Source organism: Gillisia sp. Hel_I_29, from assembly GCF_000744275.1.
In the GTDB taxonomy this organism is placed as follows: Bacteria; Bacteroidota; Bacteroidia; order Flavobacteriales; family Flavobacteriaceae; genus Gillisia.
Genome location: NZ_JQLP01000005.1, coordinates 603,348 through 628,412 on the forward strand (window position 1 = coordinate 603,348; position 25,065 = coordinate 628,412).

The window sequence follows — 25,065 nt, forward strand, 5'->3', positions numbered from 1 at the left end:
ATGAGTATCTTAATAAAACCTATTATTACAGAAAAAGCAACTGCAGATAGTGAGTTAATTAACCGCTATTCTTTCGTTGTTAATAATAAGGCGAATAAGATTGAAATCAAGAATGCAGTAGAATCTGCTTATGGTGTTTCAGTTACTAAAGTTCGCACAATTAATGTCCGTCCAGATCGTAAATCCCGTTTTACAAAAACAGGAGTGATCACTGGTAAAACAAGTGCTTATAAAAAAGCATATGTACAGGTGGCGGAAGGTGAAACTATTGATTTATACAGTAATCTTTAAGATTAAACAATGTCAGTTAGAAAATTAAAACCAATCACCCCTGGTCAGCGTTTTAGAGTAGTTAATGGTTTTGACGCCATTACTACTGATAAGCCGGAGAAGAGTTTAATAGCTCCGATTAAAAAATCAGGTGGTAGAAACAGTCAAGGAAAAATGACCATGCGCTATAAAGGTGGTGGTCACAAAAGACGTTACAGAGTAATAGACTTTAAGCGCGATAAGCATGGTATTCCTGCTACAGTTGCGACTATAGAATATGACCCGAACAGAACTGCTTTTATTGCACTTTTGAATTATCAAGATGGTGAAAAAAGATATGTTGTAGCTCAAAATGGATTGCAGGTAGGTCAGAACATCGTTTCTGACGCTGAATCTGCAGCACCGGAAATTGGAAATGCTATGCCTTTGAGCAGCATTCCATTGGGTACTATTATTTCTTGTATTGAATTACGTCCTGGACAAGGAGCTGTTATGGCTCGTAGTGCTGGAGCTTTTGCTCAATTAGTAGCGAGAGAAGGGAAGTATGCTACAATTAAACTTCCTTCTGGGGAGATCAGAAGAATTCTTGTGACTTGTGTTGCAACTATCGGTGCTATTTCAAATAGCGATCACCAACTTATCGTTTCCGGTAAGGCTGGTAGAAGTAGATGGTTGGGAAGAAGACCAAGAACAAGACCGGTTGCGATGAACCCTGTAGATCACCCAATGGGTGGTGGTGAAGGTCGTGCATCTGGAGGTCACCCACGTTCTAGAAAAGGTTTACCTGCTAAAGGATTCAGAACCAGATCTAAAACAAAAGCGAGTAATAAATATATTGTAGAACGTAGAAAGAAATAATAAGATATGGCACGTTCATTAAAAAAGGGACCTTACGTTCACTATAAGTTAGATAAAAAGATTTCTCAAAACGTAGAATCTGGTAAAAAAGCAGTTATCAAGACATGGTCTAGAGCTTCTATGATTACACCAGATTTCGTTGGGCAAACTATTGCAGTTCATAACGGAAAACAATTTGTTCCTGTTTATGTTACTGAAAATATGGTAGGTCATAAATTAGGAGAGTTCTCACCGACTAGATCTTTTAGAGGTCACGTAGGTGCGAAAAACAAAGGTAAAAGATAATTGAAGCTATGGGAGTTCGTAAAAGAGAAAAAGCAGAGCAAACTAAGGAAGCTAAAAAGCAGATAGCATTTGCAAAACTGAATAACTGCCCTAGTTCGCCAAGAAAAATGCGACTAGTTGCAGATTTAGTACGAGGTGAACAAGTAGAGAGAGCGCTTCATATTTTAAAATTTAGCTCTAAGGATGCATCTCGCAAATTAGAAAAGTTATTACTTTCTGCGATTGCTAACTGGCAAGCTAAAAATGAAGATGCAAGTATCGAAGATGCTGAATTATTCGTAAAAGAAATACGCGTAGACGGTGGAAGTATGTTGAAGAGACTTCGTCCTGCTCCACAAGGTCGCGCTCACAGAATTAGAAAACGTTCCAACCACGTTACATTAGTGCTTGGAGACAACAATAATACACAAAGCTAAGAGTATGGGACAGAAAACAAATCCAATCGGGAATCGCCTTGGTATCATTAGAGGATGGGAATCCAACTGGTACGGAGGAAATGACTACGGCGATAAATTAGCCGAAGACGATAAGATTAGAAAATACATCCATGCTCGTTTATCAAAAGCGAGTGTATCTAGAGTGATCATTGAGCGTACTCTAAAACTTGTAACCGTTACTATCACTACTGCTAGACCTGGTATCATTATCGGGAAAGGTGGACAAGAGGTAGACAAGTTAAAAGAAGAGCTTAAGAAGATCACAGACAAGGAAGTTCAAATCAACATCTTTGAAATTAAAAGACCTGAATTGGATGCGCATTTAGTAGCTTCTAGTGTTGCAAGACAAATTGAGAATCGTATCTCTTACCGTCGTGCAATTAAGATGGCTATTGCTGCAGCAATGAGAATGAATGCTGAAGGTATCAAAATTCAAATCTCTGGTAGATTGAATGGTGCTGAAATGGCTCGTTCTGAAGGTTACAAAGATGGAAGAATTCCATTGTCAACTTTTAGAGCCGATATTGATTATGCTTTAGTTGAGGCGCACACTACTTATGGTAGATTGGGTGTTAAAGTATGGATCATGAAAGGTGAGGTTTACGGTAAAAGAGAACTTTCACCGCTTGTTGGCATGGCTAAGAAGCAAGGTGGAAAAACCGGAGGAGCCGCACGAGGTGGTAACAACAAATCACGTCGTAGAAAGTAATTTTTTAAAGTAAAGAAAAATGTTACAGCCTAAAAGAACAAAATATCGCAAAATGCAAAAGGGCCGTATGAAAGGTGTTTCTCAAAGAGGACACAGACTTTCAAACGGTACATTTGGGATTAAGTCATTAGACTCAAATTTCCTTACTGCACGTCAAATTGAAGCAGCGCGTATTGCCGCGACTCGTTATATGAAAAGAGAAGGTTCATTGTGGATTAAAATATTTCCAGATAAGCCTATTACAAAGAAACCTCTTGAAGTACGTATGGGTAAAGGTAAAGGTGCCGTTGAATATTGGGCAGCAGTTGTAAAACCAGGAAGAATCCTTTTCGAAATAGGAGGGGTACCTTACGATGTTGCAAAAGAGGCGTTACGTCTTGCAGCTCAAAAGCTTCCGGTTAAAACTAAGTTTATTGTAGCTAGAGATTTCGAAGCTTAATTAAGACACGTTATGAAACAATCAGAAGTAAGAGAATTATCTGTAGCTGAATTACAAGAAGAACTTGGTAAAACAAGAAAAGCATATGCAGATTTAAAAATGGCTCACGCAGTATCGCCATTAGAGAACCCAATACAGTTACGTACTGTAAGAAGATCTATAGCGAGATTAGCTACGGAGTTAACTAAAAGAGAACAACAATAAGTGTTATTCTGCTGAAAGATGGAAAAAAGAAATTTAAGAAAAGAACGTATAGGTGTAGTTACCAGTAATAAAATGCAGAAATCCATAGTGGTTGCTGAAGTTAAAAAGGTAAAACACCCTATGTATGGAAAGTTCGTTTTAAAAACGAAGAAATACGTAGCACACGACGAGACAAATGACTGCAACATTGGAGATACAGTAAAAATAATGGAAACACGTCCATTGAGTAAATCTAAATGTTGGAGATTAGTAGAAATTATAGAAAGAGCTAAATAAGATGGTACAACAAGAGTCTAGATTAAAAGTAGCAGACAATACCGGGGCAAAAGAAGTTTTGACCATTCGTGTATTAGGGGGTACAAAAAGAAGATACGCTTCTGTTGGAGACAAAATAGTTGTCAGTGTAAAAGAAGCTACACCTAATGGAAACATTAAAAAAGGTGCAGTTTCTACGGCAGTTGTTGTTCGTACCAAAAAAGAAGTGCGTAGACCAGACGGATCATATATCCGTTTTGATGATAACGCATGTGTTCTTTTGAATCCGGCTGGAGAAATGCGCGGTACTCGTGTATTTGGACCAGTAGCAAGAGAACTTCGTGATAAACAATTCATGAAGATTGTATCATTAGCACCAGAGGTGCTTTAATACATACATAAGATGACAAAGCTTAAAATAAAATCTGGAGATACCGTAAGAGTGAATGCTGGAGACCATAAAGGTCAAGAAGGTAAAGTTCAGAAGGTTCTTCGTGAGAAAAATAAAGCAATTGTGGAAGGTGTTAATATGGTTTCTAAACATGAGAAGCCAAGCGCATCTAATCCACAAGGAGGAATAGTAAAAAAGGAAGCACCAGTTCATATTTCTAATTTATCTCTAGTAGATAAAAAAGGAGACACTACACGTGTAGGTTATAGAACGGAAGATGGTAAGAAGGTGAGATTTTCCAAAAAATCTAATGAAGTAATATAGTTATGGCATACGTACCAAGACTTAAACAAGAATATAGAGATAAAATTATCTCTTCTCTTACAGAAGAATTCAGTTACTCTAACGTAATGCAGGTTCCAAAACTACAAAAGATAGTTTTAAGCCGCGGAGTTGGAGCAGCTGTAGCAGACAAAAAATTGATCGATCATGCAGTTGATGAATTAACTGCAATTACCGGTCAAAAAGCCGTATCTACAATGTCTAAGAAAGATGTTGCTTCATTCAAATTACGTAAAGGGATGCCAATTGGTGCCAAAGTTACGTTACGTGGAGATAGAATGTATGAATTCTTAGATCGTTTAATCACTTCAGCGCTACCTCGTGTACGTGACTTTAGTGGTATTAAAGCTACTGGTTTTGATGGTAGAGGAAATTACAATTTAGGTATTACAGAGCAAATTATATTCCCTGAGATCGATATCGATAAGGTGAATAGAATTAGCGGTATGGATATTACCTTTGTAACTTCTGCTCCTACAGATAAAGAAGCAAAATCATTGTTAACTGAACTAGGATTACCTTTTAAAAAGAATTAATTATGGCTAAAGAATCAATGAAAGCCCGTGAGGTGAAGAGACAAGAAACGGTAAAGAAATATGCTGAAAAACGTGAGGCTTTAAAAGCAGCTGGCGATTTTGAAGGTTTACAGAAATTACCAAAGAATGCCTCTCCAGTTCGTTTGCACAACCGTTGTAAATTAACCGGAAGACCTAAAGGGTATATGAGACAATTTGGTGTTTCTCGTGTTATGTTCAGAGAAATGGCAAATCAGGGATTAATTCCAGGTGTAAGAAAAGCAAGTTGGTAAATTTATAAATAGGTTTTAGGTTCGTCCCGGTAATTACCGGGTTCGAAAACCATTACCGCAAATCAAGTATATGACTACAGATCCTATTGCAGATTATTTAACAAGAATTAGAAACGCCGTAGCTGCCAACCACCGTGTTGTTGAGATACCGGCTTCTAATCTTAAAAAGGAGATCACTAAAATATTATTCGATCAAGGATATATTCTTAGTTACAAATTTGAAGATAATTCCACACAAGGAATTATTAAAATAGCTCTTAAGTATGACAAATTAACTAAAGAGCCAGTAATAAAAGAAATTCAACGAATAAGTAAACCCGGTTTACGTAAGTATGCTGGAGCTAACGAGCTACCTAGAATCTTAAACGGTCTTGGAGTTGCTATTGTTTCTACTTCTCACGGAGTAATGACAGGGAAGCAAGCCAAAGCTGAAAAAGTTGGTGGTGAAGTGTTGTGTTACGTTTACTAATACTTAAAGACTTAAGAAATGTCAAGAATAGGTAAAAGCCCAATCACAATTCCAGATGGCGTTACAGTAGACGTAAAGGACGGGATAGTGACGGTTAAAGGAAAATTAGGAGAGTTAAAGCAAGAATTTAGCGATATCGAGATCAAGATCGAAGATGGAGTTATTACATTCGAGCGTTTCTCTGACAAGAAAGACCAGAAATCAAAACACGGTTTATACCGTGCGTTGGTAAATAATATGATTGAAGGAGTTTCAAATGGCTTTAGTAAGCAATTGGAATTGGTAGGTGTAGGTTATCGTGCATCTAACCAGGGAAATAAATTGGATTTAGCAATTGGATTCTCTCACAATATTGTATTTGAAGTGGCTCCAGAGGTTACTGTGGAAACAGTTTCAGATAAGGGTAAAAACCCAATCGTGAAATTAACTTCACATGATAAGCAATTGGTAGGCCAAATAGCATCTAAAATTCGTTCCTTCAGAGCTCCAGAGCCTTACAAAGGAAAAGGAATTAAGTTTGTAGGAGAACAATTAAGAAGAAAAGCAGGTAAATCAGCTTAATAAGAGTTTAGATATGGCATTTTCAAAACAAGATAGAAGAAATAAGATTAAGAAGAGGATTCGTAAGGACATTACGGGTACCCAAAGTCGTCCAAGATTGGCAGTATTTAGAAGTAATAAAGAAATTTATGCTCAGATAGTTGACGATGTGGAAGGAAAAACTTTGGTTGCAGCTTCTTCTAGAGATAAAGACGTATCATCAGCAGAAGGCAATAAAATCGACAAAGCTACTTTAGTCGGAAAAAGCCTTGCTGAAAGAGCGCTAAAAGCCGGAATAGAAACTATTTCTTTTGATAGAGGTGGTTATTTATATCACGGAAGAGTTAAATCATTGGCAGATGGTGCCCGTGAAGGCGGACTAAAATTCTAATAAGATATGTATCAAGATTATAAAAATGTAGAACTTGTAAAGCCAGCCGGTCTTGAATTGAAAGATCGTTTGGTGGGAGTACAACGTGTTACAAAAGTTACTAAAGGTGGTAGAGCATTTGGTTTTTCTGCTATTGTAGTAGTAGGTGATGAAAACGGAGTTGTTGGTCAAGGTTTAGGTAAATCTAAAGAGGTTGCCGATGCTATTGCTAAAGCCGTGGAAGACGCAAAGAAAAACTTAGTGAGAATTCCTTTGAATAAAGGAACGATACCTCATGAGCAAAAAGGGAAATACGGAGGAGCAAGAATTTTGCTTATACCAGCAGCTACCGGTACTGGAGTTATAGCAGGTGGAGCAATTCGTGCCGTATTAGAATCTGTAGGAGTACATGATGTACTTTCTAAGAATCAAGGTTCTTCTAACCCTCATAACGTAGTTAAAGCCACTTTTGATGCATTATTGCAATTAAGAAGTGCTCAAACTGTAGCTAAGCAACGTGGAGTTACATTAGATAAAGTATTTAAAGGTTAATTCAAGGATAAAATGGGAAAGATAAAAGTAACACAGGTTAAAAGTGCGATCAAACGTACAGCAAACCAAAAACGTACTTTGGAAGCACTTGGTCTTAGAAAACTAAACCAAACTGTAGAGCACGAAAACACACCAAATATCCTTGGTATGGTAAATAAAGTTTCACACTTAGTTTCTTTTGAAGAAACAAAATAATAAATCACATGGATTTAAGTAACTTAAAACCTGCAGAAGGTTCAGTTCAAAGTAACAGCAAGCGTGTAGGACGTGGAGAAGGATCCGGTAAAGGTGGTACTGCCACTCGTGGTCACAAAGGTGCAAAATCTCGCTCTGGTTACTCAAAGAAGATTGGTTTTGAAGGTGGGCAAATGCCACTTCAAAGACGTGTACCGAAGTTTGGTTTTACAAACAGAAATCGTAAAGTATACCAAGGGATCAATTTAGATACCTTACAAACACTTGTAGATAATGGAAACGTAACAGATTCTGTTGATATGAATGTTTTGGTAGAAAACGGTCTTGTTAGAAAAAACGAGCAAGTTAAGATATTAGGTAGAGGAGAATTAAAAGCAAAGTTGAAAATATCTGTTCATAAATTTACTGCCTCAGCAAAGGATGCTATAGAAGCTGCCGGAGGTGAAGTAGTTACTTTATAATAGATAAACTATGAAATTTATCAATACTATTAAGAATATCTGGAAAATCGAGGAGCTAAAAAATAGAATTTTAGTTACCCTAGGTCTATTGTTAGTTTACAGGTTTGGAGCCCAGGTTGTATTACCTGGGATCGATGCTGCACAGTTATCGAATCTTGCTAGTCAAACAGATAGTGGGCTTTTGGGTCTTCTTAATGCCTTTACTGGAGGAGCATTTTCAAATGCTTCCGTATTCGCATTAGGGATCATGCCTTATATTTCTGCTTCTATTGTAGTGCAGTTAATGGGAATTGCGGTTCCTTACCTGCAAAAGCTTCAAAAAGAAGGAGAGAGTGGAAGAAGAAGAATTAATCAAATTACAAGATGGTTAACGATTGCAATTACCTTGGTTCAAGGTCCTGGTTATATCTATAACCTTTTTGCTACGTTACCTCAAAGTGCATTCTTATTAGGGGATAACATTACCTTCATAGTTTCTTCAGTAATTATACTTACAACAGGTACCATCTTCGCGATGTGGCTTGGGGAGCGTATTACAGATAAAGGAATTGGTAACGGAATCTCATTATTAATTATGGTTGGTATCATCGCTCGTTTGCCTTTGGCTTTCGTTCAAGAATTCGCATCTCGCGTATTTGAATCTAACGGTGGTTTGATAATGATCTTAATAGAATTGGTGATTTGGTTTGCTATTATCTTTGCGTCTATCATGCTAGTAATGGCAGTAAGACAGATTCCAGTACAATATGCAAGAAGAAGTGCAACTGGTGGGTATGAGAAGAATGTATTTGGATCAAGACAGTATATTCCTCTTAAATTAAACGCATCTGGGGTAATGCCTATCATCTTTGCTCAGGCAATTATGTTTATTCCGGCAGCCGTTGCAGGTTTATCTGATGGGGAAACCTCTCAGGGGATCGCAGCTGCTTTCAGTAATATCTTCGGGTTCTGGTATAACCTTGTATTTGCTTTGTTAATCATTGTATTTACATACTTCTATACAGCTATAACAGTTCCAACTAATAAAATGGCAGATGATCTTAAGAGAAGTGGTGGTTTTATTCCAGGGATTCGTCCAGGAGGAGAAACTGCAGAATTTCTTGATAGAGTAATGTCTCAAATTACCCTTCCAGGGTCAGTTTTCCTAGCATTGATTGCAGTGTTCCCTGCTATCGTAATGCAATTGTTGGGTGTGCAGCAAAGTTGGGCATTGTTCTTTGGAGGTACTTCACTATTAATTTTAGTGGGGGTTGCGATTGATACTATGCAACAGGTAAACTCATATTTGCTTAATAGGCATTATGATGGCTTGATGAAAACAGGTAAAAATAGAAAAGCAGTAGCGTAACTATGGCAAAACAATCAGCAATAGAACAAGATGGTACTATAATCGAAGCGTTGTCTAATGCAATGTTTCGAGTAGAACTTGAAAACGGTCACGTTGTGACAGCTCATATCTCTGGAAAGATGCGTATGCATTACATTAAATTGTTACCAGGAGATAAAGTAAAATTGGAAATGAGCCCTTATGATTTATCTAAGGCTCGAATAACATACAGATACTAAAAACAAATTCAGGTAATTGCAAAATTTTTAATACTTTTGCAGTCTGAAAAATTTGTGATAGTAAAATGCTTAATCGCGGTTTTATTAATTACGATTAGGAAATACATAAACCTATAGAGATGAAAGTTAGAGCATCAGTTAAAAAAAGGAGTGCCGAGTGCAAGATTGTGCGAAGAAAAGGCAGACTTTACGTTATTAACAAAAAGAATCCTAGATTTAAACAAAGACAAGGCTAATTATGGCAAGAATTGCAGGGGTTGATATACCAAAACAAAAGCGAGGAGTTATAGCGTTAACCTATATCTTCGGAATTGGCAAAAGCAGATCTCAAGAGATCTTGAAAGAAGCCAAGGTAGATGAGAGCACCAAAGTTTCAGATTGGTCCGATGATGAAATCGGAAGAATTCGTGAAGCTGTGGGAACTTATAAAATTGAAGGTGAACTACGTTCAGAAGTACAAATGAGCATTAAACGTCTTATGGATATAGGATGTTACCGTGGTGTTCGTCATAGATCAGGACTTCCATTAAGAGGTCAACGTACCAAGAACAATTCACGTACCAGAAAAGGTAGAAGAAAAACAGTTGCTAATAAGAAGAAAGCAACTAAATAATAAGTAAGATGGCAAAAACTCAAAAAGCAGCTCAAAAGAAACGTAAAGTAATCGTTGAGTCTAATGGAGAAGCGCATGTTACTGCTTCTTTTAACAATATCATTATTTCTTTAACTAACAAGAAAGGGGATTTAATCTCTTGGTCTTCTGCCGGTAAAATGGGCTTTAGAGGGTCTAAGAAGAATACTCCTTACGCTGCACAATTAGCTGCAGAAGATTGTTCTAAAGTAGCTCATGAAGCTGGTTTGCGTAAAGTTAAGGTGTTTGTTAAAGGACCAGGAAATGGTAGAGAATCTGCAATCCGTTCTATTCACAATGCAGGAATTGAAGTAACAGAAATTATTGATGTTACTCCATTACCGCACAACGGATGTAGACCTCCAAAAAGACGTAGAGTTTAATTATTAAGTATAAACAAAGAAAGCACTATAGATTATCGAAGGACAGTGACCTTAATTCATAATCGCTTTTTTTTTAAAAACAATTTTCAATGGCAAGATATACTGGTCCAAAGACTAAGATAGCACGTAAATTTGGCGAGGCTATATTCGGAGACGATAAGTCTTTCGAAAAAAGAAACTATCCTCCGGGACAACACGGTAATAACCGTAGAAGAGGGAAAAAATCTGAATATGCAATCCAATTAATGGAGAAGCAAAAGGCTAAATATACTTATGGTGTATTAGAGCGTCAATTCAGAAACATGTTTGAAAAAGCTACACGTTCACAAGGTATTACCGGTGAAGTACTTTTACAATTATGTGAGTCTCGTTTGGATAATGTTGTTTACAGAATGGGAATTTCTCCATCAAGACCTGGTGCGAGACAATTGGTTTCTCACAGACACATTACTGTAAACGGTGAAGTGATGAATATTCCTTCTTACCAGTTAAAGCCTGGAGATGTTGTAGGGGTAAGAGAAAAATCAAAATCTTTGGATGCAATTCAAAGTTCACTTTCTAATTCAAGTGCTACTTACGAGTGGATCACTTGGAACAATGATACTAAATTGGGAACTTATGTTTCCGTTCCTGGAAGAGTTCAAATTCCAGAAAATATAAATGAACAATTCATCGTCGAATTATATTCGAAATAATAATTCACAGAAGTCGTAATATGGCAATACTAAATTTTCAGAAGCCCGATAAAGTTATAATGATTGATTCAACCGATTTCGAAGGGAAATTTGAATTTCGCCCTTTGGAACCAGGATATGGATTGACTGTTGGTAACGCTTTAAGAAGAGTACTGTTATCATCATTAGAAGGATTTGCAATAACTTCAGTTCGCATTGAAGGTGTTGATCATGAATTCTCTACAATCCCTGGCGTGGTAGAAGATGTAACAGAAATTATATTGAACCTGAAACAAGTAAGGTTTAAAAGGCAAATTGATGAAATAGACAATGAAGCCGTTACAATTTCTGTTTCCGGTCAAGAACAGCTTACTGCTGGTCATTTCCAGAAATTTATCTCAGGTTTTCAAATTCTAAATCCAGATTTAGTTATTTGTAATTTAGATAAAAAAGTAAGTTTCAATATGGAACTTACCGTGGAAAAAGGAAGAGGTTATGTTCCTGCAGAAGAGAACAAAAAAGCCAATGCTCCTTTAGGAACTATCTTTACAGATTCGGTATATACACCAATAAAAAATGTAAAGTATAGTATAGAGAATTACCGTGTTGAACAAAAAACTGATTATGAGAAATTGGTATTTGAGATCAGCAGTGATGGTTCTATTCATCCTAAGGATGCCTTAACTGAGGCAGCTAAGACCTTGATACACCACTTTATGTTGTTCTCTGATGAGCGTATAACTCTAGAGGCTGATGAAATTGCGCAAACTGAAACTTATGATGAAGAATCCCTTCATATGAGACAGTTGCTTAAAACCAAATTGGTAGATATGGATCTTTCTGTTAGAGCACTTAACTGTTTAAAGGCAGCTGAAGTTGATACCTTGGGAGATTTAGTATCTTACAATAAAAATGACTTAATGAAGTTCCGTAACTTCGGTAAGAAATCTTTAACCGAGCTTGAAGAGCTTGTGAATAATAAAGGTTTAAACTTTGGTATGGATCTATCAAAATATAAATTGGATAAAGACTAGTTTCCAGTTTCTGGATAATAGGTCTAAAAGAGAATAGTAATGAGACACGGAAAGAAAATAAATCACTTAGGAAGAAAAACGGCGCACCGTAAGTCTATGTTAGCAAACATGGCTTGTTCCCTAATTGAGCATAAGCGTATTAACACTACTGTTGCTAAAGCTAAAGCTTTAAAGCAGTTTGTTGAGCCTTTGGTTACCAAATCTAAAGAAGATACTACACACAATAGAAGATTAGTTTTTGCTAAACTTCGTCAAAAAGAATTCGTTGCAGAATTGTTTCGTGATGTAGCACCTAAGATTGGAGACCGTCCAGGAGGTTATACAAGAATTATAAAACTAGGTAATCGTTTAGGAGATAATGCTGATATGGCAATGATCGAATTTGTAGATTACAATGAAGTTTATAATCTTACTAAGCCAGAGAAGAAAAAATCTACTCGTAGAGCAGGTAAGAAAAAAGATGCTGATGCGGCTGCAGCTCCGGCTAAAGCAGAAAGCAAAAGCACAGAGAAAAAAGACGATAAAAAAGAAGAGTAGTAATGATTCTTCTAAATCAATTTAATAAAAAGGATAAGCCATTTAGGTTTATCCTTTTTTTTTGCTTTGTAGAGAAATCCTCGTCAAATTATCCTTATTAAAAAATCTTTAATATCTATCATGGCAAATTATTATTTAACAACTCTACAAGTGATATTGTAAAGATGTTTAAATTTGCCGCAACTTTGTAAACTAAGACATGAAATACCAATCTAGAAAAAAAGCGATTATCTTATTAGCAGACGGGACCATTTTTCATGGTAAATCTGTAGGAGATAAGGATGGAAGTGCCGTAGGTGAAGTTTGTTTCAATACGGGAATGACCGGTTATCAGGAGATCTTTACAGATCCATCTTATTTTGGGCAATTAATGGTGACAACCAATGCTCATATTGGTAATTATGGTACTATAGGGGAAGAAAATGAATCTGATAAAGCAAAAATATCAGGTTTGATCTGTAAGAATTTTAGTTACAACTATTCAAGACCTAGGGCAGAAGCTTCTTTAGAATCATTTTTAAACGATAGTAATCTATTTGCCATTTCGGATGTTGATACCAGAGCATTGGTTACTTATATCCGTGAGAATGGAGCTATGAATGCAATTATTTCTACAGACGTAGACAACATAGAGGGGCTTAAGGCTCAACTGGAAAAAGTTCCAGATATGAATGGTCTCGAATTAGCTTCTAAAGTTTCTACGAAGGAGCCCTATTATTTTGGTAATGAAAATGCCACCTATAAAATAGCAGCGCTAGATATAGGTATCAAAAAGAATATTTTAAGAAATCTTGCTGATAGAGATGCATATATAAAGGTGTTCCCATATAATGCTACTTATGAAGATTTAAGCAAATGGAAACCAGATGGTTACTTTCTGTCTAATGGCCCGGGAGATCCTAAACCATTATCAGATGCTATAGCTCTTACCAAAACTATTATAGAGAATAATCACCCTTTATTTGGAATATGTCTTGGTCATCAGATCATTGCAATTGCCAATGGTATATCAACATATAAAATGCACCATGGGCATAGAGGTATTAATCATCCTGTAAAAAATCTTAAAACCGGGAAAGGGGAGATCACATCTCAAAATCATGGTTTTGCAGTAGACAGAAAAGAGGCTGAGGCAAATCCCGATATTAGCATCACTCATATTTGTTTAAATGACGATACTATTGGAGGATTAGAAATGACCAATAAAAATTGTTTTTCTGTACAATATCACCCCGAGGCGAGCCCTGGGCCGCACGATGCCAGTTATCTTTTTGACGAATTTATAGACAGAATTAAAGCGACAAAATAAACTTTGTAATTAATATTATATAAAACTCGGGGTGTAAGCCTCGGGTTTTCTTATTTATATTCATTTTAAGCGTTAATTATGTAAAGATATTGTAATTAAAAATTAGATTTGCGGATAACCATCAATCAAAAACTAATTTAATGAAACAATTTTTTACTACACTATGCCTATTAATGGGGGTACTATCTTATTCTCAAAATTCAACTCAAAATCAATTCTCTTTAAATTTTTTAATTCCTTCTTTAGAATATGAAATTGCCGTAACTAAGAATACCACTGTAGATGCAGTATTAGGGATGGGATTTGGCTATCACGATGCTTCTTATCTAGATAATCCTGAATATGGCATTTATCCTCAATTCGAAACTCAATATAGATATTATTACAATCTTGATAAAAGAATGGAGAAAGGTAAAAAGACATCAGAAAACAGTGGGAATTATCTTGCTGCTGTAGGGCTTATTGCTAGTGGTGATCCTATTTTAGGAGATATGCAATTAAATAATGATTATAGTGGTTTTGTTGGGCCGGCTTGGGGATTGCAACGGGTTTACAGCGGAAATTTCAAGTTGAATTTGACTCTAGGATTAGGTTTAGGTTTTAATAATGTTGATAATGCCTATTTGGCCTCTCAAATATCCTTTCAGCTTGGGTTTAAGTTGGGGAAAGAAAACCCTGAGCGTAAATAGACGAAATTTTTATTATAAGAATTACAAATTGCGCTGATTGTTAAGTTTCCATACTAAATTTCATCTCTATCTATATAATAGCTATCAAATAAATATTCTTCATGAAAATCAATTTAATTTCAATTATTACATTTTTTTTAATATCAACATGTTATGCTCAAGTTAAATTTGAGAAGGGTTATTATATAGATGTTTCAGGAAATAGAATTTCGGGTTACATAGAAAATCAGGACTGGAATGATAATCCAGAAAGTTTCAACTTCAAGATCAATGAAAACTCAGAACCTGAATTCAAAACAATAGATAACATATTAGAATTTGGAGTTGCAAATTCAAGGTTTTTAAAGGCTAAGGTTCAAGTAGATCTTTCACGCAATCTGGTAAGAGAGTTAACTGAAAATCGAAGTCCAGAATTTACCACACGAGTTGTGTTACTAAGCTATTTGATAGACGGGCAGGCCGATCTTTTTCTATATAGAAAGAATGGTGTGCTTCGTTATTTCTTCAGAGAAGATAATAATATTCCGGAACAACTCATCTACAAAAGATATTTGATCTCGGGGAAGATAGCAATCAATAATTACTTTCAGCAACAACTGTTTGTGATGCTAAATTGCAGCAATAGAGATGTAGCAGATTATAAGAAGATTTCTTATAGCAAAAGTGATCTTGAAAATTATTTTATAGATTACAATAAATGTAGTGATGCCGCTATCTCTAATTATGGCAAGTATAATTCATCGGGCAAATTAAATATAAAAGCATTGGTAGGAGCAGATTTTACTAATATGGATATCGAAAATGGTCTTAATGCTACAGGTATTTCTTTAGCTAATGAAATCTCTATTCGGGTTGGTGCAGAAATAGAATACGTTTTACCTTTTAATAAAAATAAATGGGCTGTTTTTGCGCAACCAGTCTATAGAAGTTTTAAGGCAGAAAAACATCTTACCAAAAGTTATGAATCAGATTTTTCAATAAACAGTAGGTCTGTAGAATTAGCTATTGGAGTTAGACATTATTTCTTCTTAAGTTCTACAACTAAGTTATTTGTAAACGCCGTTGTAAGTGCAGATCTTCCTGTAAATACAGAGGTTGCCTTTGCAAATACATTTATGAACGAAGATCCGTTTTTAGATGAATTTAAATCGGGATCGAGTTTTGGAGTAGGTGCTGGAGCTACTTTGTTCAACAAACTAGCGGTGGAATTTCGTTACAATTCTTCTCGAGACCTAAATGGTTCTAGGTTTGTTGATGGCACCTATAATTTAGATTTTGTGTCATCGTATGGCACTGCTTCGCTCATATTCACATATTCATTTTTGTAAATATCTACAGTATTAATCCTATTTCTATAGGCTTATTTACTAAAACGATGTAGTGAAAATTCCTTCTAAAACTTTCTGAATTCTTAAAAAATTGAGCTTCAATTTGTATCTTGTCATCTGATTACTATATAAAAACAAAATATAATATTATGAGTATAATTATCAATATTCACGCACGTCAGATATTTGATTCAAGAGGGAACCCTACTGTAGAAGTAGATGTAATTACAGAAAACGGAATTTTAGGTAGAGCAGCAGTACCTTCTGGAGCTTCTACAGGAGAGCATGAAGCTGTAGAGTTAAGAGACGGTGGAAAGGAATTCATGGGGAAAGGAGTTTCTAAGGCTGTAGATAATGTTAATTCTGTTCTTGCTGAAGAATTGTTAGGTTACTCTGTTTTTGATCAGAATTTGATAGATCAGGCAATGATTGAACTAGATGGTACCCCAAATAAAGCGAAGCTTGGTGCTAACGCTATTTTAGGAGTTTCTCTTGCGGTTGCTAAAGCGGCAGCGAATGAGTTAAATATGCCGTTATATAGATATATTGGAGGAGTAAGTGCAAATACACTTCCAGTACCTATGATGAATATCATTAACGGTGGTTCTCATAGTGATGCTCCAATCGCATTTCAAGAATTTATGATCATGCCTGTGAAAGCAAAAACTTTCTCTCATGCTTTGCAAATGGGAACTGAGATCTTCCATAATCTTAAGAAAGTGTTACATGACAGAGGTTTAAGTACTGCTGTTGGTGATGAAGGTGGATTTGCTCCAACCTTAGATGGTACTGAGGATGCATTAGAAACTATTTTATTAGCAATTAAGAAAGCAGGGTATAAAGGAGGAGATGAAGTAATGATAGCTTTAGATTGTGCTGCAGCAGAATTCTATGAGAATGGTAAATACGATTATAAGAAATTTGAAGGTGAAGGTGGAGTAACAAGAAGCAGCGAAGAACAAGCAGATTATTTAGCAGAACTTGCTTCTAAATATCCAATCATCTCTATTGAAGATGGAATGGATGAAAATGACTGGGAAGGATGGAAATATCTTACAGATAAAATTGGAGATAAAGTTCAATTAGTAGGAGACGATCTTTTTGTAACTAATGTAGAAAGACTTTCTAGAGGTATAAATGAAGGAATTGCGAATTCAATTCTTATTAAAGTAAATCAGATAGGAACACTTACCGAAACCATTGCGGCTGTAAACATGGCTAAAAATGCAGGGTATACAAGTGTGATCTCTCATAGATCTGGAGAAACGGAAGATAATACAATAGCAGATCTTGCGGTAGCTTTAAACACAGGACAAATTAAAACAGGTTCTGCTTCAAGAAGTGATAGAATGGCCAAGTACAATCAACTTTTACGAATAGAAGAAGAACTAGGAAGTGTAGCTTATTTTCCGCAGATGAAAGCTTTTAAGATCTAATAAGAAAGCGTTATTTATATATTAAATCCTCATCAATACCTGATGGGGATTTTTTTATCTTCATTTTTCCAAAAATATTGCTAAAGTTATTAGTGATATGGTAAATTACGATGGGTATTACGTGTCTTTTAGACACTATTTTTGTATTTTAGCTATCCGAAAAATTAATCAGAAAAAGTTATAATTATATGTCAAAAGTTGCTACGCTAGAGATCGATGGGAAGAAATATGAGTTCCCTATAACCATTGGAACTGAAAATGAAGTTGCCATTGATATTAAGAGTTTAAGAGGGGATGCGGGAGTGATTACTCTTGATCCTGGTTTTAAAAATACTGGAAGTTGTGAAAGTGCCATTACTTTTCTTGATGGTGAAAAAGGAATTTTAAGATATCGAGGATATTCTATAGAAGAACTTGCTGAAAAAGCAGATTTTCTAGAGGTTGTTTTCTTGTTGATCTTTGGAGAACTTCCAAGCAAGCAAGAGTTAGATAAATTTAAAGCTGATATCAAAGATCAGAGCGAGGTAAATCATGATATGAAAACTGTAATAAACGGTTTTCCACCTTCTGCTCACCCAATGGGGATGTTGTCTTCTTTAACTAGTGCTCTTATCGCCTTCAACCCAAAATCTGTAAATGTAGATTCTGAAGAAGATATGTACAAGGCAATCGTTAAGTTGTTGGCTAAATTCCCAACACTTGCAGCATGGACATTGCGTAAGAGAAATGATATGTCTATGGATAATAGAGATAACAATCTTGGGTATGTAGAAAGTTTGCTTAAAATGATGTTCGCTAAATCTGGTGAAGATTATAAATTAGATCAAACGGTAGTAGATGCTTTAGATAAATTATTAATTCTTCATGCAGATCATGAGCAAAACTGTTCAACATCTACTGTAAGAATAGTTGGTTCTTCTCATGCAGGATTATTTGCTTCAATATCAGCAGGAGTTTCTGCACTTTGGGGACCACTTCATGGTGGAGCTAACCAAGCTGTAATAGAAATGTTGGAAGAGATTAAAGCTGATGGTGGAGATACTTCAAAATTCTTAGATAAGGCTAAAGATAAAGATGATCCATTTAGATTAATGGGCTTTGGGCATAGAGTTTACAAAAACTTTGATCCACGCGCCAAGATCATTAAAAAAGCTGCCGATGAGGTTTTAGAAGCTTTAGGAGTAGACGATCCAATTTTGGATATCGCTAAGAGTTTGGAGAAAGCTGCTTTAGAAGATCCATATTTTGTAGAAAGAAAATTATATCCAAACGTAGATTTCTATTCAGGAATTATTTACCGTGCTATGGGGATTCCAACAGAGATGTTTACAGTAATGTTTGCAGTAGGACGTCTTCCAGGATGGATCGCACAATGGAGAGAAATGCGTTTAGGGAAAGAACCAATTGGTAGACCAAGACAAGTTTATATTGGAGAAAGCTTACGTGATTTTCAAGATATAGAAAAGAGATAATTATTATAAATATCTATATAAAAAAAGCTTCATTGTACAATGAAGCTTTTTTTATATTTGCTAAAAACCCACTAAAATGTTGAAATTGAACATCACCAGTGAAACTGCTCCTTTAAAGGCCGTAGTTTTAGGAACTGCTGTAAGTAATGGACCAACTCCAGAGCTTATAGATGCTTATGATCCCAAATCGGCTGAATTTATTGCTGCCGGCACCTATCCATTAGAAAAAGATATGGTTGCAGAGATGGAGGCTGTAGCTGCAGTTTTTGAAAAATACAAGATTCAGGTATTCAGACCTAAGATCATAGAAGATTACAATCAGATATTTACCAGAGATATTGCATTTGTTATAGATGATAAATTTATTAAGGCCAACATCTTACCAGATAGAGATGAGGAGATAGAGGCTATAAATCATGTTATCTCTCAAATAGATCCTTCTAAGGTTCTTACCATGCCAGAAGATGCTCATATGGAAGGTGGAGATGTAATGCCTTTTAAGAACTATATTTTGGTAGGAACTTATAAAGGAGAAGATTATAAAGATTTTATAACTGCCAGAACAAATATGAAAGGTGTGCAGTGGCTTCAGGAAGTTTTCCCTAATAGAAAAGTGAAATCCTTCAGTCTTAAAAAATCGAATACGATAGCTAAAGATAATGCCTTGCATTTAGATTGCTGTTTTCAACCGGTAGGAAAAGATAAAGCGATCATTTACAAAGGAGGATTCTTAATTGAAGAAGAATATGAATGGTTGGTTCGATTATTCGGAAAGGAAAATGTATTTGAGATCACTAGAGATGAAATGTACTATATGAATTCTAATGTGTTTTCAATTTCTGAAGAGGTAGTTATCTCAGAAAAGAATTTTACCAGACTAAATACATGGTTAAGAGAACAGAATATTACGGTAGAGGAGGTTCCTTATGCAGAAATTTCTAAACAGGAAGGTTTGCTAAGATGTTCAACATTACCATTAATTAGAGAATAGAAAGTAAATGAAGATGGAACAAATTACAAATACCGTTTTAATGGTACGCCCTGTTAATTTCAGGATGAATGAAGAAACTGCAGTAAATAATTATTTTCAGGAAGATCTTAAGTTAAAAAATGAAGAGATAAACAAACAGGCACAATCTGAATTTGATGCCTTTGTAGAAAAATTAATGAAGGTTGGGGTGAATGTTGTTGTGGTAGACGATGTTAAAGAACAAGATACTCCGGACTCTATATTTCCAAATAACTGGGTTTCTTTTCATCAAAGCGGAAGAGTTGGAATTTATCCAATGTTTGCAGAGAATAGAAGAAGAGAACGCCGAATGGAATTCTTTGAGCAATTAGAATCTCGTGGTTTTAAAATTGAAGATGTTATAGATTATACTGAGGCTGAAGATGAAGACATCTTTTTAGAAGGTACAGGAAGTTTGATCTTAGACCGTGTAAATAGAAAAGCATATTGCGCACTTTCTCCAAGAGCAGATGAAGAATTATTCATAGAATTTTGTGAAGATTTTGAGTTTACTCCTGTCATTTTTACAGCAAATCAAGATGTAGATGGAAAGAGAATGCCTATTTATCATACCAATGTGATGATGTGTATTGCTGAAGATTTTGCAGTGATATGTGCAGATAGTATTGATGATGCTAAAGAAAAAAAGAATGTTCTGAAACATCTTAAAGAAGATGGGAAAGAGATCATTAGAATTTCAGAAGCACAAATTCATGAATTTGCGGGTAATATGTTACAAGTTAAAGGCGCAAATGATAAAAAGTATTTAGTAATGAGTGCTACGGCTCATAAAGCTTTAAATAAAGGTCAGGTTAATGCTATAGAGAAACATTGCGAAATTTTGAGTGCAGATCTTAATACCATAGAAACTTGTGGTGGTGGTAGTGCACGTTGCATGTTAGCTGAAGTTTTCTTACCTAAAAAATAAATTAAGAGGAAGTTTTTTTTACTACTTCCGCTTTCTTAAAAAGAGTTCTGGTAAGTAGTATAATTACTACTGCGGTAAAGAATGCAAAAGGGAGTGATCCTATTATTAGAAATTTTTGCATTGCTGTAAGTACGTCGCTGTCTGGTTTTATAGAGCCAAGAACTACAATAGCTTCAGAAAATATAAAAATGATTAAAGCCCAAATGAGTCGGAATTTCTTTTTCGGCTCTTTGTCTTTTTTGGAAGAAAACATGCTTAATACATAGATGGCAGAATCTACCGATGTAACCAAAAAACTAATCAGTAACAATACCACCAGCAAATTCACTATTACAGATAAAGGATAATTCTGTAAGAATATGAAAAGTGAGGTAAATACATTTCCAAATTCATTGTTATACGTTCCCCATTGTTCTATCAAATTAAATGCTGAAGATCCAAAAACACTGAACCAAAAGAAAGTTCCTAAAGAAGGAATAATCAATACGCCTAATATCATTTCTCTTATGGTTCTTCCCTTTGAAATTCGAGCAATAAAGATTCCAGTAAAAGGAGCCCAAGCCAACCAAAACGCCCAATAATAATAGGTCCAATTGGTTAGAAACTCTTTCCCGGGATCGTAACTTCCATAAGCAATACTCAGCGGAATAAAATCTATAATATAATGATAAGTAGCGGAGAGGAAATTGGAGAAGATCAACGACATATCGCTTTGTACAAATACAAAGAATAGTAAAATCAAGGTGAGATAAATATTCCAATTGGATATTCTCTTAATTCCTTTTTGCATTCCTTGCCAAGCAGATAAGAATGCGACTGCGCAAATTGCGAACACTAATATCAGAGTAGTTATTAGATCTCCTGATGGTTTAGAAAGTAAATGACTTATGCCTCCTTCTATTTGAGTAGTCCCTAGGCCAATAGCAGCTACCAGTCCTATTACGGTAGTAAGTATTGTAAGAATGTCTATACTATTTGGTAGATATTTAATTCGATTAAAATATGGCAAACTAGTGCCAAGTCTTATGTTATCTTTTTTGATGAAAATAGCATAGCCAACCAACAGAGCGAAAATTGCATAGAACGCCCATGCAGTAAAACCCCATTGGTAAAAGGTATATTCCAAAGCAATTACTTGGGGAGAACTTCCATTTTGTATAGGGTTATTCTGTAACATATAAACAGGTTCCTGCACACTTCGTAAAAGAATACCTGCTCCCATTCCTGCGCTATATAGCATTGCTATCCAAGACCATCTATTAAATTCTGGAGGAGAATTCCCTAATCTTAGGGCTCCAATTTTAGAGATTGCAATTGCTAATAGAAATAATACACAAATTAATCCTAGCCATAAATAAAATCCTCCAAACCATTCTCTTACCCAAATAGAGCCCACCTCAATAAAGTTGTAAAATGTGTTAGTAGCGAAGAAAATAAAAAGTGCTGTGAACAGTAATATTCCTGTAGAAAAAAGGAGTATTGAATTTTTGCTTATAAATGAATCGTTCTTCAAAAAATCTTAATTAATTATCGCCTTTAGCAATTCTATTGATCATACCATCAAAGATAAAATAATGAAATGGAAGCATAGTGTACCAGTACAATCTACCCCAAATTCCTTTTGGTCTGAAAGTAGCAGTTTGATGAAGAATGTTGTTTTCATCTATTTCAAATTCTAACCAGGCTTCTCCGGGAACTTTCATTTCTGCGAATAGAAGCAATCTCTTTTCCTCTTTATCTGCAAGGAGCACTCGCCAGAAATCTAAAGAATCTCCAGCAGCTATTTGGGTGGGATGCGTTCTTCCTCTTCTAAGTCCAACTCCGCCAAAAAGTTTATCCATATAGCCTCTAATTTTCCATAGCCAATTTCCATAATACCACCCTCGCTGACCACCAATTGCCCAAATTCTTTCTAGAACTTCTTCTGGATTTTCCACTTTTATAGATTGTTCATCTTTTACACAACCAAAAGTTGGTACCTGAATATATTGATTGAGATCTTTTCTAAATCTCCCACTGCTCATAGAATCTTTCCAGCTAGATACAACTTGATTCTGTTCAATTTTGAAGAAGGCAAGTTTTATAGCTTCTTTATATGAAATAGGATGCAGATCTAAGATCTCCTGTAATCTCTTGTCATTAGAGATCACTTCTATTCTCATACTGTCTACTAAATTAAGTGCAAGTTTGTATGAGGTAGAGGTAACAAAATATAACCAATACGATGAGATCTTTGGCGATAGAAAAGGAACATCTATAATCCATAAATTAAGCTCTCTTACTTCAGCATATTGTTGCATCATCTTTTTATAAGATAGAATGTCTGGGCCTCCAATATCAAAAGATTTATTATAGCATTGATCATTGCCTATAACTCCTGTTAAAAACTGAAGAACATCTCTAATTGCTATAGGTTGGCATTTGGTCTTTACCCAAGTAGGAGTAACCATAACCGGTAGTTTTTCGCATAGATCTCTAATGATCTCAAAGGAAGAGCTTCCAGATCCTACAATTATTGCAGCCCTAAGAACGGTGGTGTTATAATTGCCTTTATAAAGAATGTCTTCTACCTTTTTTCTTGATTTTAAATGTTTGGAAAGCTTTTCTTCATTTACAATACCGCTGAGGTAGATCACCTGTTTTACACTAGTGCCTTCCATTATAGTATTGAAATTCTTTGCTGCCTGAGATTCCTGACTATCAAAATCTTTTGTAGATCCTGTCATGGAGTGGATGAGATAATAAGCAATATCTATATTTTTTATAGATTCTGGAATTACTGGTTTTTCCAGAAAATCGATCTCCACAACCTCGATCTTCTTTCTTAATTCTTTGTTTACGGCGAGACGATTCTTGTCTCTTACGGCGCAGATAACTTCATGACCCAGCTCCAGTAATTGCGGTAAAAGTCTGAGTCCTATGTATCCATTGGCACCCGTAAGTAATATCCTCATTTGTATGTTTTATATTTTATAATTTAGGAATTAAATGATTACTTTCACTCCTATTAATAAATATTTATAAAATGAATAACACCCTAAAAATCGTTTTACTTATTTTAGGTTTTGGCTTGGTAGGATATGGACTCTACACATTATTTACTCCTGAAGTTTCTTTGCAGGCAGGACCTCTAAAAGTAGAGGCTCAGGGAGATAATACGCAATCTTATGCAATGATTGGTTTAGGAATTCTATCCTTAATTGGTGGATTGGCTTTTAGAAAACGGTAAACACTTCTTAACTAAAACACTTTATTGATAACAGTTATCACAGAAGAACTAATATATTCCACCCCAATTGCAATTACAATAAATCCTATAATCCTGGAGATAGCATTAATTCCGGAGGCACCAAGCATTTTTACGATGTAATGCGAGCTTTTTAGAACAAGAAAAGTTGCGAGGCAAACTGCAAGTATGGCTAACACGGTAATTATCCGTTCCGAAAAAACCTGATATTCCTCATACATTCCAATAAGCATAGAAATAGAGCCTGGCCCTGCTAACATGGGAATTGCCAAGGGAGTTAAGGAAACACCTTCCCGCTGGTATGCGTCATCTTTTACACGCTTGTCCATACCTTTATGTTTGGAAAAAGATCCCGTTAATAAGGCAAATCCTGAGGTTACAATAATAAGTCCGCCGGCAATTCTTAAAGATTCTATGCTAATTCCAAAAAATTGAAGTAAATATCTTCCAGTGAAAAATGAAATCACTAAGATCACAAAAATATTTATCGCGGTAAGAAATGAAGTTTTAGATCGTTCCTTAGAAGAATCGTCTTGAGTTAATCCAACAAAAATAGGTACTGTTCCTAAAGGGTTAATAACAGAGAATAATGCTGCAAATACATATATAAATAATTCCATGTGTTTTTGAGGCAAAGTTGCGTAGTTAATCTCAATTCAAAATCACTAGAAATTTAAGCTTGTATTATCTAAAAGCTTTTAAAGTGGAGCTTTGTAAAGTAAAAGTTATCTTAGATCTTCTAAATGGGTAGGAGAATTATCATTTCGATAATTTAAGATCTTCATCATATATTTATGAATCTGTGGGGTGTTTGCTTTCACCTTTATAAAATATTGGTCTTTATAAATGGAATATTCCTCTGCTTTACCTTTATAAAGATTTAGTTTATAATATGGTATAATAAGCGCATAAGTATCTAGCAGCGCTCTAAACATTACAATAATTCCCTTTGGTCTCATTTCTACATTGCAGATGTTGGTATTATTATCTAAGATTAATAGGTTATGGATATCTATACTGGTGCTTGTAATGTTTAATTTGGGAGATCCGGTTCCGTTAAGTTTAAAACGCTCTACCAACGTAAATGGTGGTCCAACTTCCGCATTAATCTTTTCCTTAATTTCTGGTCTGTTATAGCTTATATTCAATAACATAATCGCTTTTTTATAAAGATATGAAATTGAGCTTAAAGCGTTATAGCGTGCCATTAAAATCTATTATCTTTGCGGCTTATCAC

At 35.4% G+C, this 25,065-nt stretch carries 38 protein-coding genes; 34 read left to right on the plus strand and 4 right to left on the minus strand.

Features of this window, described 5'->3' with window-relative positions; genetic code table 11:
- The 33 genes from rplW to ctlX all read left to right on the plus strand — a co-directional run bounded on the left by rplW (nt 1) and on the right by ctlX (nt 20,581).
- Nucleotides 1–291, plus strand: coding sequence for a 50S ribosomal protein L23 (gene rplW, locus P163_RS07765; RefSeq protein ID WP_034889286.1), 291 nt, complete (start codon nt 1–3; stop codon nt 289–291).
- A gap of 9 nt (nt 292–300) precedes the next feature.
- The gene (rplB, locus tag P163_RS07770) at nt 301–1,128 is read left to right on the plus strand and encodes a 50S ribosomal protein L2 (protein ID WP_034889288.1); all 828 of its coding nucleotides are present in this window, start codon (nt 301–303) and stop codon (nt 1,126–1,128) included.
- A 6-nt stretch (nt 1,129–1,134) separates the two neighbouring features.
- Nucleotides 1,135–1,413 (plus strand): 30S ribosomal protein S19, encoded by a 279-nt coding sequence (gene rpsS / locus P163_RS07775; RefSeq protein WP_034889290.1) that lies wholly within the window; start codon nt 1,135–1,137, stop codon nt 1,411–1,413.
- An 8-nt stretch (nt 1,414–1,421) separates the two neighbouring features.
- Nucleotides 1,422–1,829, plus strand: coding sequence for a 50S ribosomal protein L22 (gene rplV / locus P163_RS07780; protein ID WP_034889292.1), 408 nt, complete (start codon nt 1,422–1,424; stop codon nt 1,827–1,829).
- Between the two features lie 4 nt (nt 1,830–1,833).
- Nucleotides 1,834–2,559: a 30S ribosomal protein S3 gene (gene rpsC, locus P163_RS07785; RefSeq protein WP_034889294.1), complete on the plus strand. Its 726-nt coding sequence runs from the start codon at nt 1,834–1,836 to the stop codon at nt 2,557–2,559.
- A 19-nt stretch (nt 2,560–2,578) separates the two neighbouring features.
- Nucleotides 2,579–2,998 (plus strand): 50S ribosomal protein L16, encoded by a 420-nt coding sequence (rplP, locus tag P163_RS07790; protein ID WP_034889295.1) that lies wholly within the window; start codon nt 2,579–2,581, stop codon nt 2,996–2,998.
- A gap of 12 nt (nt 2,999–3,010) precedes the next feature.
- The gene (gene rpmC / locus P163_RS07795; protein ID WP_034889297.1) at nt 3,011–3,202 is read left to right on the plus strand and encodes a 50S ribosomal protein L29; all 192 of its coding nucleotides are present in this window, start codon (nt 3,011–3,013) and stop codon (nt 3,200–3,202) included.
- 18 nt (nt 3,203–3,220) lie between these two features.
- The gene (rpsQ, locus tag P163_RS07800; RefSeq protein ID WP_006988541.1) at nt 3,221–3,478 is read left to right on the plus strand and encodes a 30S ribosomal protein S17; all 258 of its coding nucleotides are present in this window, start codon (nt 3,221–3,223) and stop codon (nt 3,476–3,478) included.
- A 1-nt stretch (nt 3,479) separates the two neighbouring features.
- Nucleotides 3,480–3,848: a 50S ribosomal protein L14 gene (gene rplN, locus P163_RS07805; RefSeq protein WP_034889299.1), complete on the plus strand. Its 369-nt coding sequence runs from the start codon at nt 3,480–3,482 to the stop codon at nt 3,846–3,848.
- Nucleotides 3,849–3,860: 12 nt separating this feature from the next.
- On the plus strand, nt 3,861–4,172 hold the full coding sequence (gene rplX, locus P163_RS07810) for a 50S ribosomal protein L24 (protein ID WP_034889301.1): 312 nt from the start codon (nt 3,861–3,863) through the stop codon (nt 4,170–4,172).
- Nucleotides 4,173–4,174: 2 nt separating this feature from the next.
- Nucleotides 4,175–4,726, plus strand: a complete 552-nt coding sequence (rplE, locus tag P163_RS07815; protein WP_034889303.1) for a 50S ribosomal protein L5 — start codon at nt 4,175–4,177, stop codon at nt 4,724–4,726.
- A 2-nt stretch (nt 4,727–4,728) separates the two neighbouring features.
- A complete protein-coding gene (rpsN, locus tag P163_RS07820) occupies nt 4,729–4,998 on the plus strand; it encodes a 30S ribosomal protein S14 (protein ID WP_034889305.1) in 270 nt (89 codons plus the stop codon).
- 70 nt (nt 4,999–5,068) lie between these two features.
- The gene (gene rpsH / locus P163_RS07825; RefSeq protein WP_034889307.1) at nt 5,069–5,467 is read left to right on the plus strand and encodes a 30S ribosomal protein S8; all 399 of its coding nucleotides are present in this window, start codon (nt 5,069–5,071) and stop codon (nt 5,465–5,467) included.
- A gap of 18 nt (nt 5,468–5,485) precedes the next feature.
- Entirely contained in the window at nt 5,486–6,028 is a 543-nt protein-coding gene (gene rplF / locus P163_RS07830; protein ID WP_034889309.1) for a 50S ribosomal protein L6, read from the plus strand.
- Nucleotides 6,029–6,041: 13 nt separating this feature from the next.
- Nucleotides 6,042–6,398, plus strand: a complete 357-nt coding sequence (gene rplR, locus P163_RS07835) for a 50S ribosomal protein L18 (RefSeq protein ID WP_034889311.1) — start codon at nt 6,042–6,044, stop codon at nt 6,396–6,398.
- A 6-nt stretch (nt 6,399–6,404) separates the two neighbouring features.
- Nucleotides 6,405–6,929, plus strand: coding sequence for a 30S ribosomal protein S5 (gene rpsE / locus P163_RS07840; protein WP_034889313.1), 525 nt, complete (start codon nt 6,405–6,407; stop codon nt 6,927–6,929).
- 12 nt (nt 6,930–6,941) lie between these two features.
- On the plus strand, nt 6,942–7,124 hold the full coding sequence (gene rpmD, locus P163_RS07845; RefSeq protein WP_034889315.1) for a 50S ribosomal protein L30: 183 nt from the start codon (nt 6,942–6,944) through the stop codon (nt 7,122–7,124).
- A gap of 8 nt (nt 7,125–7,132) precedes the next feature.
- Entirely contained in the window at nt 7,133–7,585 is a 453-nt protein-coding gene (gene rplO, locus P163_RS07850) for a 50S ribosomal protein L15 (protein WP_034889317.1), read from the plus strand.
- Nucleotides 7,586–7,595: 10 nt separating this feature from the next.
- Nucleotides 7,596–8,933 (plus strand): preprotein translocase subunit SecY, encoded by a 1,338-nt coding sequence (gene secY, locus P163_RS07855; RefSeq protein ID WP_034889319.1) that lies wholly within the window; start codon nt 7,596–7,598, stop codon nt 8,931–8,933.
- Nucleotides 8,934–8,935: 2 nt separating this feature from the next.
- Nucleotides 8,936–9,151 (plus strand): translation initiation factor IF-1, encoded by a 216-nt coding sequence (gene infA / locus P163_RS07860; RefSeq protein ID WP_006988529.1) that lies wholly within the window; start codon nt 8,936–8,938, stop codon nt 9,149–9,151.
- A gap of 119 nt (nt 9,152–9,270) precedes the next feature.
- Complete coding sequence (gene ykgO / locus P163_RS18125; RefSeq protein WP_073370549.1) at nt 9,271–9,387, plus strand: type B 50S ribosomal protein L36; 117 nt, start codon at nt 9,271–9,273, stop codon at nt 9,385–9,387.
- 2 nt (nt 9,388–9,389) lie between these two features.
- On the plus strand, nt 9,390–9,764 hold the full coding sequence (rpsM, locus tag P163_RS07865; RefSeq protein ID WP_034889321.1) for a 30S ribosomal protein S13: 375 nt from the start codon (nt 9,390–9,392) through the stop codon (nt 9,762–9,764).
- Nucleotides 9,765–9,772: 8 nt separating this feature from the next.
- Complete coding sequence (rpsK, locus tag P163_RS07870; RefSeq protein WP_034889323.1) at nt 9,773–10,165, plus strand: 30S ribosomal protein S11; 393 nt, start codon at nt 9,773–9,775, stop codon at nt 10,163–10,165.
- A gap of 89 nt (nt 10,166–10,254) precedes the next feature.
- Nucleotides 10,255–10,860 carry a 30S ribosomal protein S4 gene (rpsD, locus tag P163_RS07875; RefSeq protein WP_034889325.1) on the plus strand — a complete coding sequence of 202 codons (606 nt, stop codon included), beginning with the start codon at nt 10,255–10,257 and terminating at the stop codon, nt 10,858–10,860.
- 20 nt (nt 10,861–10,880) lie between these two features.
- Nucleotides 10,881–11,873, plus strand: a complete 993-nt coding sequence (locus tag P163_RS07880; protein ID WP_034889328.1) for a DNA-directed RNA polymerase subunit alpha — start codon at nt 10,881–10,883, stop codon at nt 11,871–11,873.
- 39 nt (nt 11,874–11,912) lie between these two features.
- Entirely contained in the window at nt 11,913–12,410 is a 498-nt protein-coding gene (gene rplQ, locus P163_RS07885) for a 50S ribosomal protein L17 (RefSeq protein WP_034889330.1), read from the plus strand.
- Nucleotides 12,411–12,609: 199 nt separating this feature from the next.
- Nucleotides 12,610–13,719, plus strand: coding sequence for a glutamine-hydrolyzing carbamoyl-phosphate synthase small subunit (carA, locus tag P163_RS07890; RefSeq protein ID WP_034889332.1), 1,110 nt, complete (start codon nt 12,610–12,612; stop codon nt 13,717–13,719).
- Nucleotides 13,720–13,859: 140 nt separating this feature from the next.
- Nucleotides 13,860–14,408: a hypothetical protein gene (locus P163_RS07895; RefSeq protein ID WP_156100670.1), complete on the plus strand. Its 549-nt coding sequence runs from the start codon at nt 13,860–13,862 to the stop codon at nt 14,406–14,408.
- Nucleotides 14,409–14,509: 101 nt separating this feature from the next.
- Nucleotides 14,510–15,736: a hypothetical protein gene (locus tag P163_RS07900; RefSeq protein ID WP_034889336.1), complete on the plus strand. Its 1,227-nt coding sequence runs from the start codon at nt 14,510–14,512 to the stop codon at nt 15,734–15,736.
- A gap of 149 nt (nt 15,737–15,885) precedes the next feature.
- A complete protein-coding gene (eno, locus tag P163_RS07905) occupies nt 15,886–17,172 on the plus strand; it encodes a phosphopyruvate hydratase (RefSeq protein ID WP_034889338.1) in 1,287 nt (428 codons plus the stop codon).
- Between the two features lie 188 nt (nt 17,173–17,360).
- Entirely contained in the window at nt 17,361–18,644 is a 1,284-nt protein-coding gene (locus tag P163_RS07910; RefSeq protein WP_034889339.1) for a citrate synthase, read from the plus strand.
- A 76-nt stretch (nt 18,645–18,720) separates the two neighbouring features.
- A complete protein-coding gene (locus P163_RS07915) occupies nt 18,721–19,635 on the plus strand; it encodes a dimethylarginine dimethylaminohydrolase family protein (protein WP_034889341.1) in 915 nt (304 codons plus the stop codon).
- Nucleotides 19,636–19,648: 13 nt separating this feature from the next.
- Nucleotides 19,649–20,581: a citrulline utilization hydrolase CtlX gene (gene ctlX, locus P163_RS07920; RefSeq protein WP_034894099.1), complete on the plus strand. Its 933-nt coding sequence runs from the start codon at nt 19,649–19,651 to the stop codon at nt 20,579–20,581.
- A gap of 1 nt (nt 20,582) precedes the next feature.
- Here ctlX and P163_RS07925 read toward each other — a convergent pair whose 3' ends face one another.
- Nucleotides 20,583–22,094: a BCCT family transporter gene (locus P163_RS07925; RefSeq protein WP_081891314.1), complete on the minus strand. Its 1,512-nt coding sequence runs from the start codon at nt 22,092–22,094 to the stop codon at nt 20,583–20,585.
- Between the two features lie 10 nt (nt 22,095–22,104).
- On the minus strand, nt 22,105–23,535 hold the full coding sequence (locus P163_RS07930; RefSeq protein WP_034889344.1) for an SDR family oxidoreductase: 1,431 nt from the start codon (nt 23,533–23,535) through the stop codon (nt 22,105–22,107).
- A 71-nt stretch (nt 23,536–23,606) separates the two neighbouring features.
- Between P163_RS07930 and P163_RS07935 the strand changes: the two genes are divergently transcribed.
- Nucleotides 23,607–23,810: an LPXTG cell wall anchor domain-containing protein gene (locus tag P163_RS07935; RefSeq protein WP_034889346.1), complete on the plus strand. Its 204-nt coding sequence runs from the start codon at nt 23,607–23,609 to the stop codon at nt 23,808–23,810.
- A gap of 11 nt (nt 23,811–23,821) precedes the next feature.
- Here the strand turns inward: P163_RS07935 and P163_RS07940 are convergent, their stop codons facing one another.
- Both P163_RS07940 and P163_RS07945 read right to left on the minus strand, forming a co-directional pair.
- Nucleotides 23,822–24,448 (minus strand): MarC family NAAT transporter, encoded by a 627-nt coding sequence (locus tag P163_RS07940; protein WP_034889350.1) that lies wholly within the window; start codon nt 24,446–24,448, stop codon nt 23,822–23,824.
- A 105-nt stretch (nt 24,449–24,553) separates the two neighbouring features.
- Nucleotides 24,554–24,982, minus strand: coding sequence for a hypothetical protein (locus tag P163_RS07945; RefSeq protein ID WP_034894103.1), 429 nt, complete (start codon nt 24,980–24,982; stop codon nt 24,554–24,556).
- Between the last annotated feature and the right edge of the window lie 83 nt (nt 24,983–25,065).

What these genes read in the sequence shown, in the direction of transcription:
- rplW (WP_034889286.1), top strand. Translation starts at nt 1, where the DNA reads ATGAGTATCTTAATAAAACCTATTATTACAGAAAAAGCAACTGCAGAT.
- rplB (WP_034889288.1), top strand. Translation starts at nt 301, where the DNA reads ATGTCAGTTAGAAAATTAAAACCAATCACCCCTGGTCAGCGTTTTAGA.
- rpsS (WP_034889290.1), top strand. Translation starts at nt 1,135, where the DNA reads ATGGCACGTTCATTAAAAAAGGGACCTTACGTTCACTATAAGTTAGAT.
- rplV (WP_034889292.1), top strand. Translation starts at nt 1,422, where the DNA reads ATGGGAGTTCGTAAAAGAGAAAAAGCAGAGCAAACTAAGGAAGCTAAA.
- rpsC (WP_034889294.1), top strand. Translation starts at nt 1,834, where the DNA reads ATGGGACAGAAAACAAATCCAATCGGGAATCGCCTTGGTATCATTAGA.
- rplP (WP_034889295.1), top strand. Translation starts at nt 2,579, where the DNA reads ATGTTACAGCCTAAAAGAACAAAATATCGCAAAATGCAAAAGGGCCGT.
- rpmC (WP_034889297.1), top strand. Translation starts at nt 3,011, where the DNA reads ATGAAACAATCAGAAGTAAGAGAATTATCTGTAGCTGAATTACAAGAA.
- rpsQ (WP_006988541.1), top strand. Translation starts at nt 3,221, where the DNA reads ATGGAAAAAAGAAATTTAAGAAAAGAACGTATAGGTGTAGTTACCAGT.
- rplN (WP_034889299.1), top strand. Translation starts at nt 3,480, where the DNA reads ATGGTACAACAAGAGTCTAGATTAAAAGTAGCAGACAATACCGGGGCA.
- rplX (WP_034889301.1), top strand. Translation starts at nt 3,861, where the DNA reads ATGACAAAGCTTAAAATAAAATCTGGAGATACCGTAAGAGTGAATGCT.
- rplE (WP_034889303.1), top strand. Translation starts at nt 4,175, where the DNA reads ATGGCATACGTACCAAGACTTAAACAAGAATATAGAGATAAAATTATC.
- rpsN (WP_034889305.1), top strand. Translation starts at nt 4,729, where the DNA reads ATGGCTAAAGAATCAATGAAAGCCCGTGAGGTGAAGAGACAAGAAACG.
- rpsH (WP_034889307.1), top strand. Translation starts at nt 5,069, where the DNA reads ATGACTACAGATCCTATTGCAGATTATTTAACAAGAATTAGAAACGCC.
- rplF (WP_034889309.1), top strand. Translation starts at nt 5,486, where the DNA reads ATGTCAAGAATAGGTAAAAGCCCAATCACAATTCCAGATGGCGTTACA.
- rplR (WP_034889311.1), top strand. Translation starts at nt 6,042, where the DNA reads ATGGCATTTTCAAAACAAGATAGAAGAAATAAGATTAAGAAGAGGATT.
- rpsE (WP_034889313.1), top strand. Translation starts at nt 6,405, where the DNA reads ATGTATCAAGATTATAAAAATGTAGAACTTGTAAAGCCAGCCGGTCTT.
- rpmD (WP_034889315.1), top strand. Translation starts at nt 6,942, where the DNA reads ATGGGAAAGATAAAAGTAACACAGGTTAAAAGTGCGATCAAACGTACA.
- rplO (WP_034889317.1), top strand. Translation starts at nt 7,133, where the DNA reads ATGGATTTAAGTAACTTAAAACCTGCAGAAGGTTCAGTTCAAAGTAAC.
- secY (WP_034889319.1), top strand. Translation starts at nt 7,596, where the DNA reads ATGAAATTTATCAATACTATTAAGAATATCTGGAAAATCGAGGAGCTA.
- infA (WP_006988529.1), top strand. Translation starts at nt 8,936, where the DNA reads ATGGCAAAACAATCAGCAATAGAACAAGATGGTACTATAATCGAAGCG.
- ykgO (WP_073370549.1), top strand. Translation starts at nt 9,271, where the DNA reads ATGAAAGTTAGAGCATCAGTTAAAAAAAGGAGTGCCGAGTGCAAGATT.
- rpsM (WP_034889321.1), top strand. Translation starts at nt 9,390, where the DNA reads ATGGCAAGAATTGCAGGGGTTGATATACCAAAACAAAAGCGAGGAGTT.
- rpsK (WP_034889323.1), top strand. Translation starts at nt 9,773, where the DNA reads ATGGCAAAAACTCAAAAAGCAGCTCAAAAGAAACGTAAAGTAATCGTT.
- rpsD (WP_034889325.1), top strand. Translation starts at nt 10,255, where the DNA reads ATGGCAAGATATACTGGTCCAAAGACTAAGATAGCACGTAAATTTGGC.
- P163_RS07880 (WP_034889328.1), top strand. Translation starts at nt 10,881, where the DNA reads ATGGCAATACTAAATTTTCAGAAGCCCGATAAAGTTATAATGATTGAT.
- rplQ (WP_034889330.1), top strand. Translation starts at nt 11,913, where the DNA reads ATGAGACACGGAAAGAAAATAAATCACTTAGGAAGAAAAACGGCGCAC.
- carA (WP_034889332.1), top strand. Translation starts at nt 12,610, where the DNA reads ATGAAATACCAATCTAGAAAAAAAGCGATTATCTTATTAGCAGACGGG.
- P163_RS07895 (WP_156100670.1), top strand. Translation starts at nt 13,860, where the DNA reads ATGAAACAATTTTTTACTACACTATGCCTATTAATGGGGGTACTATCT.
- P163_RS07900 (WP_034889336.1), top strand. Translation starts at nt 14,510, where the DNA reads ATGAAAATCAATTTAATTTCAATTATTACATTTTTTTTAATATCAACA.
- eno (WP_034889338.1), top strand. Translation starts at nt 15,886, where the DNA reads ATGAGTATAATTATCAATATTCACGCACGTCAGATATTTGATTCAAGA.
- P163_RS07910 (WP_034889339.1), top strand. Translation starts at nt 17,361, where the DNA reads ATGTCAAAAGTTGCTACGCTAGAGATCGATGGGAAGAAATATGAGTTC.
- P163_RS07915 (WP_034889341.1), top strand. Translation starts at nt 18,721, where the DNA reads ATGTTGAAATTGAACATCACCAGTGAAACTGCTCCTTTAAAGGCCGTA.
- ctlX (WP_034894099.1), top strand. Translation starts at nt 19,649, where the DNA reads ATGGAACAAATTACAAATACCGTTTTAATGGTACGCCCTGTTAATTTC.
- P163_RS07930 (WP_034889344.1), bottom strand. Translation starts at nt 23,535, where the DNA reads ATGAGGATATTACTTACGGGTGCCAATGGATACATAGGACTCAGACTT.
- P163_RS07935 (WP_034889346.1), top strand. Translation starts at nt 23,607, where the DNA reads ATGAATAACACCCTAAAAATCGTTTTACTTATTTTAGGTTTTGGCTTG.
- P163_RS07940 (WP_034889350.1), bottom strand. Translation starts at nt 24,448, where the DNA reads ATGGAATTATTTATATATGTATTTGCAGCATTATTCTCTGTTATTAAC.
- P163_RS07945 (WP_034894103.1), bottom strand. Translation starts at nt 24,982, where the DNA reads ATGTTATTGAATATAAGCTATAACAGACCAGAAATTAAGGAAAAGATT.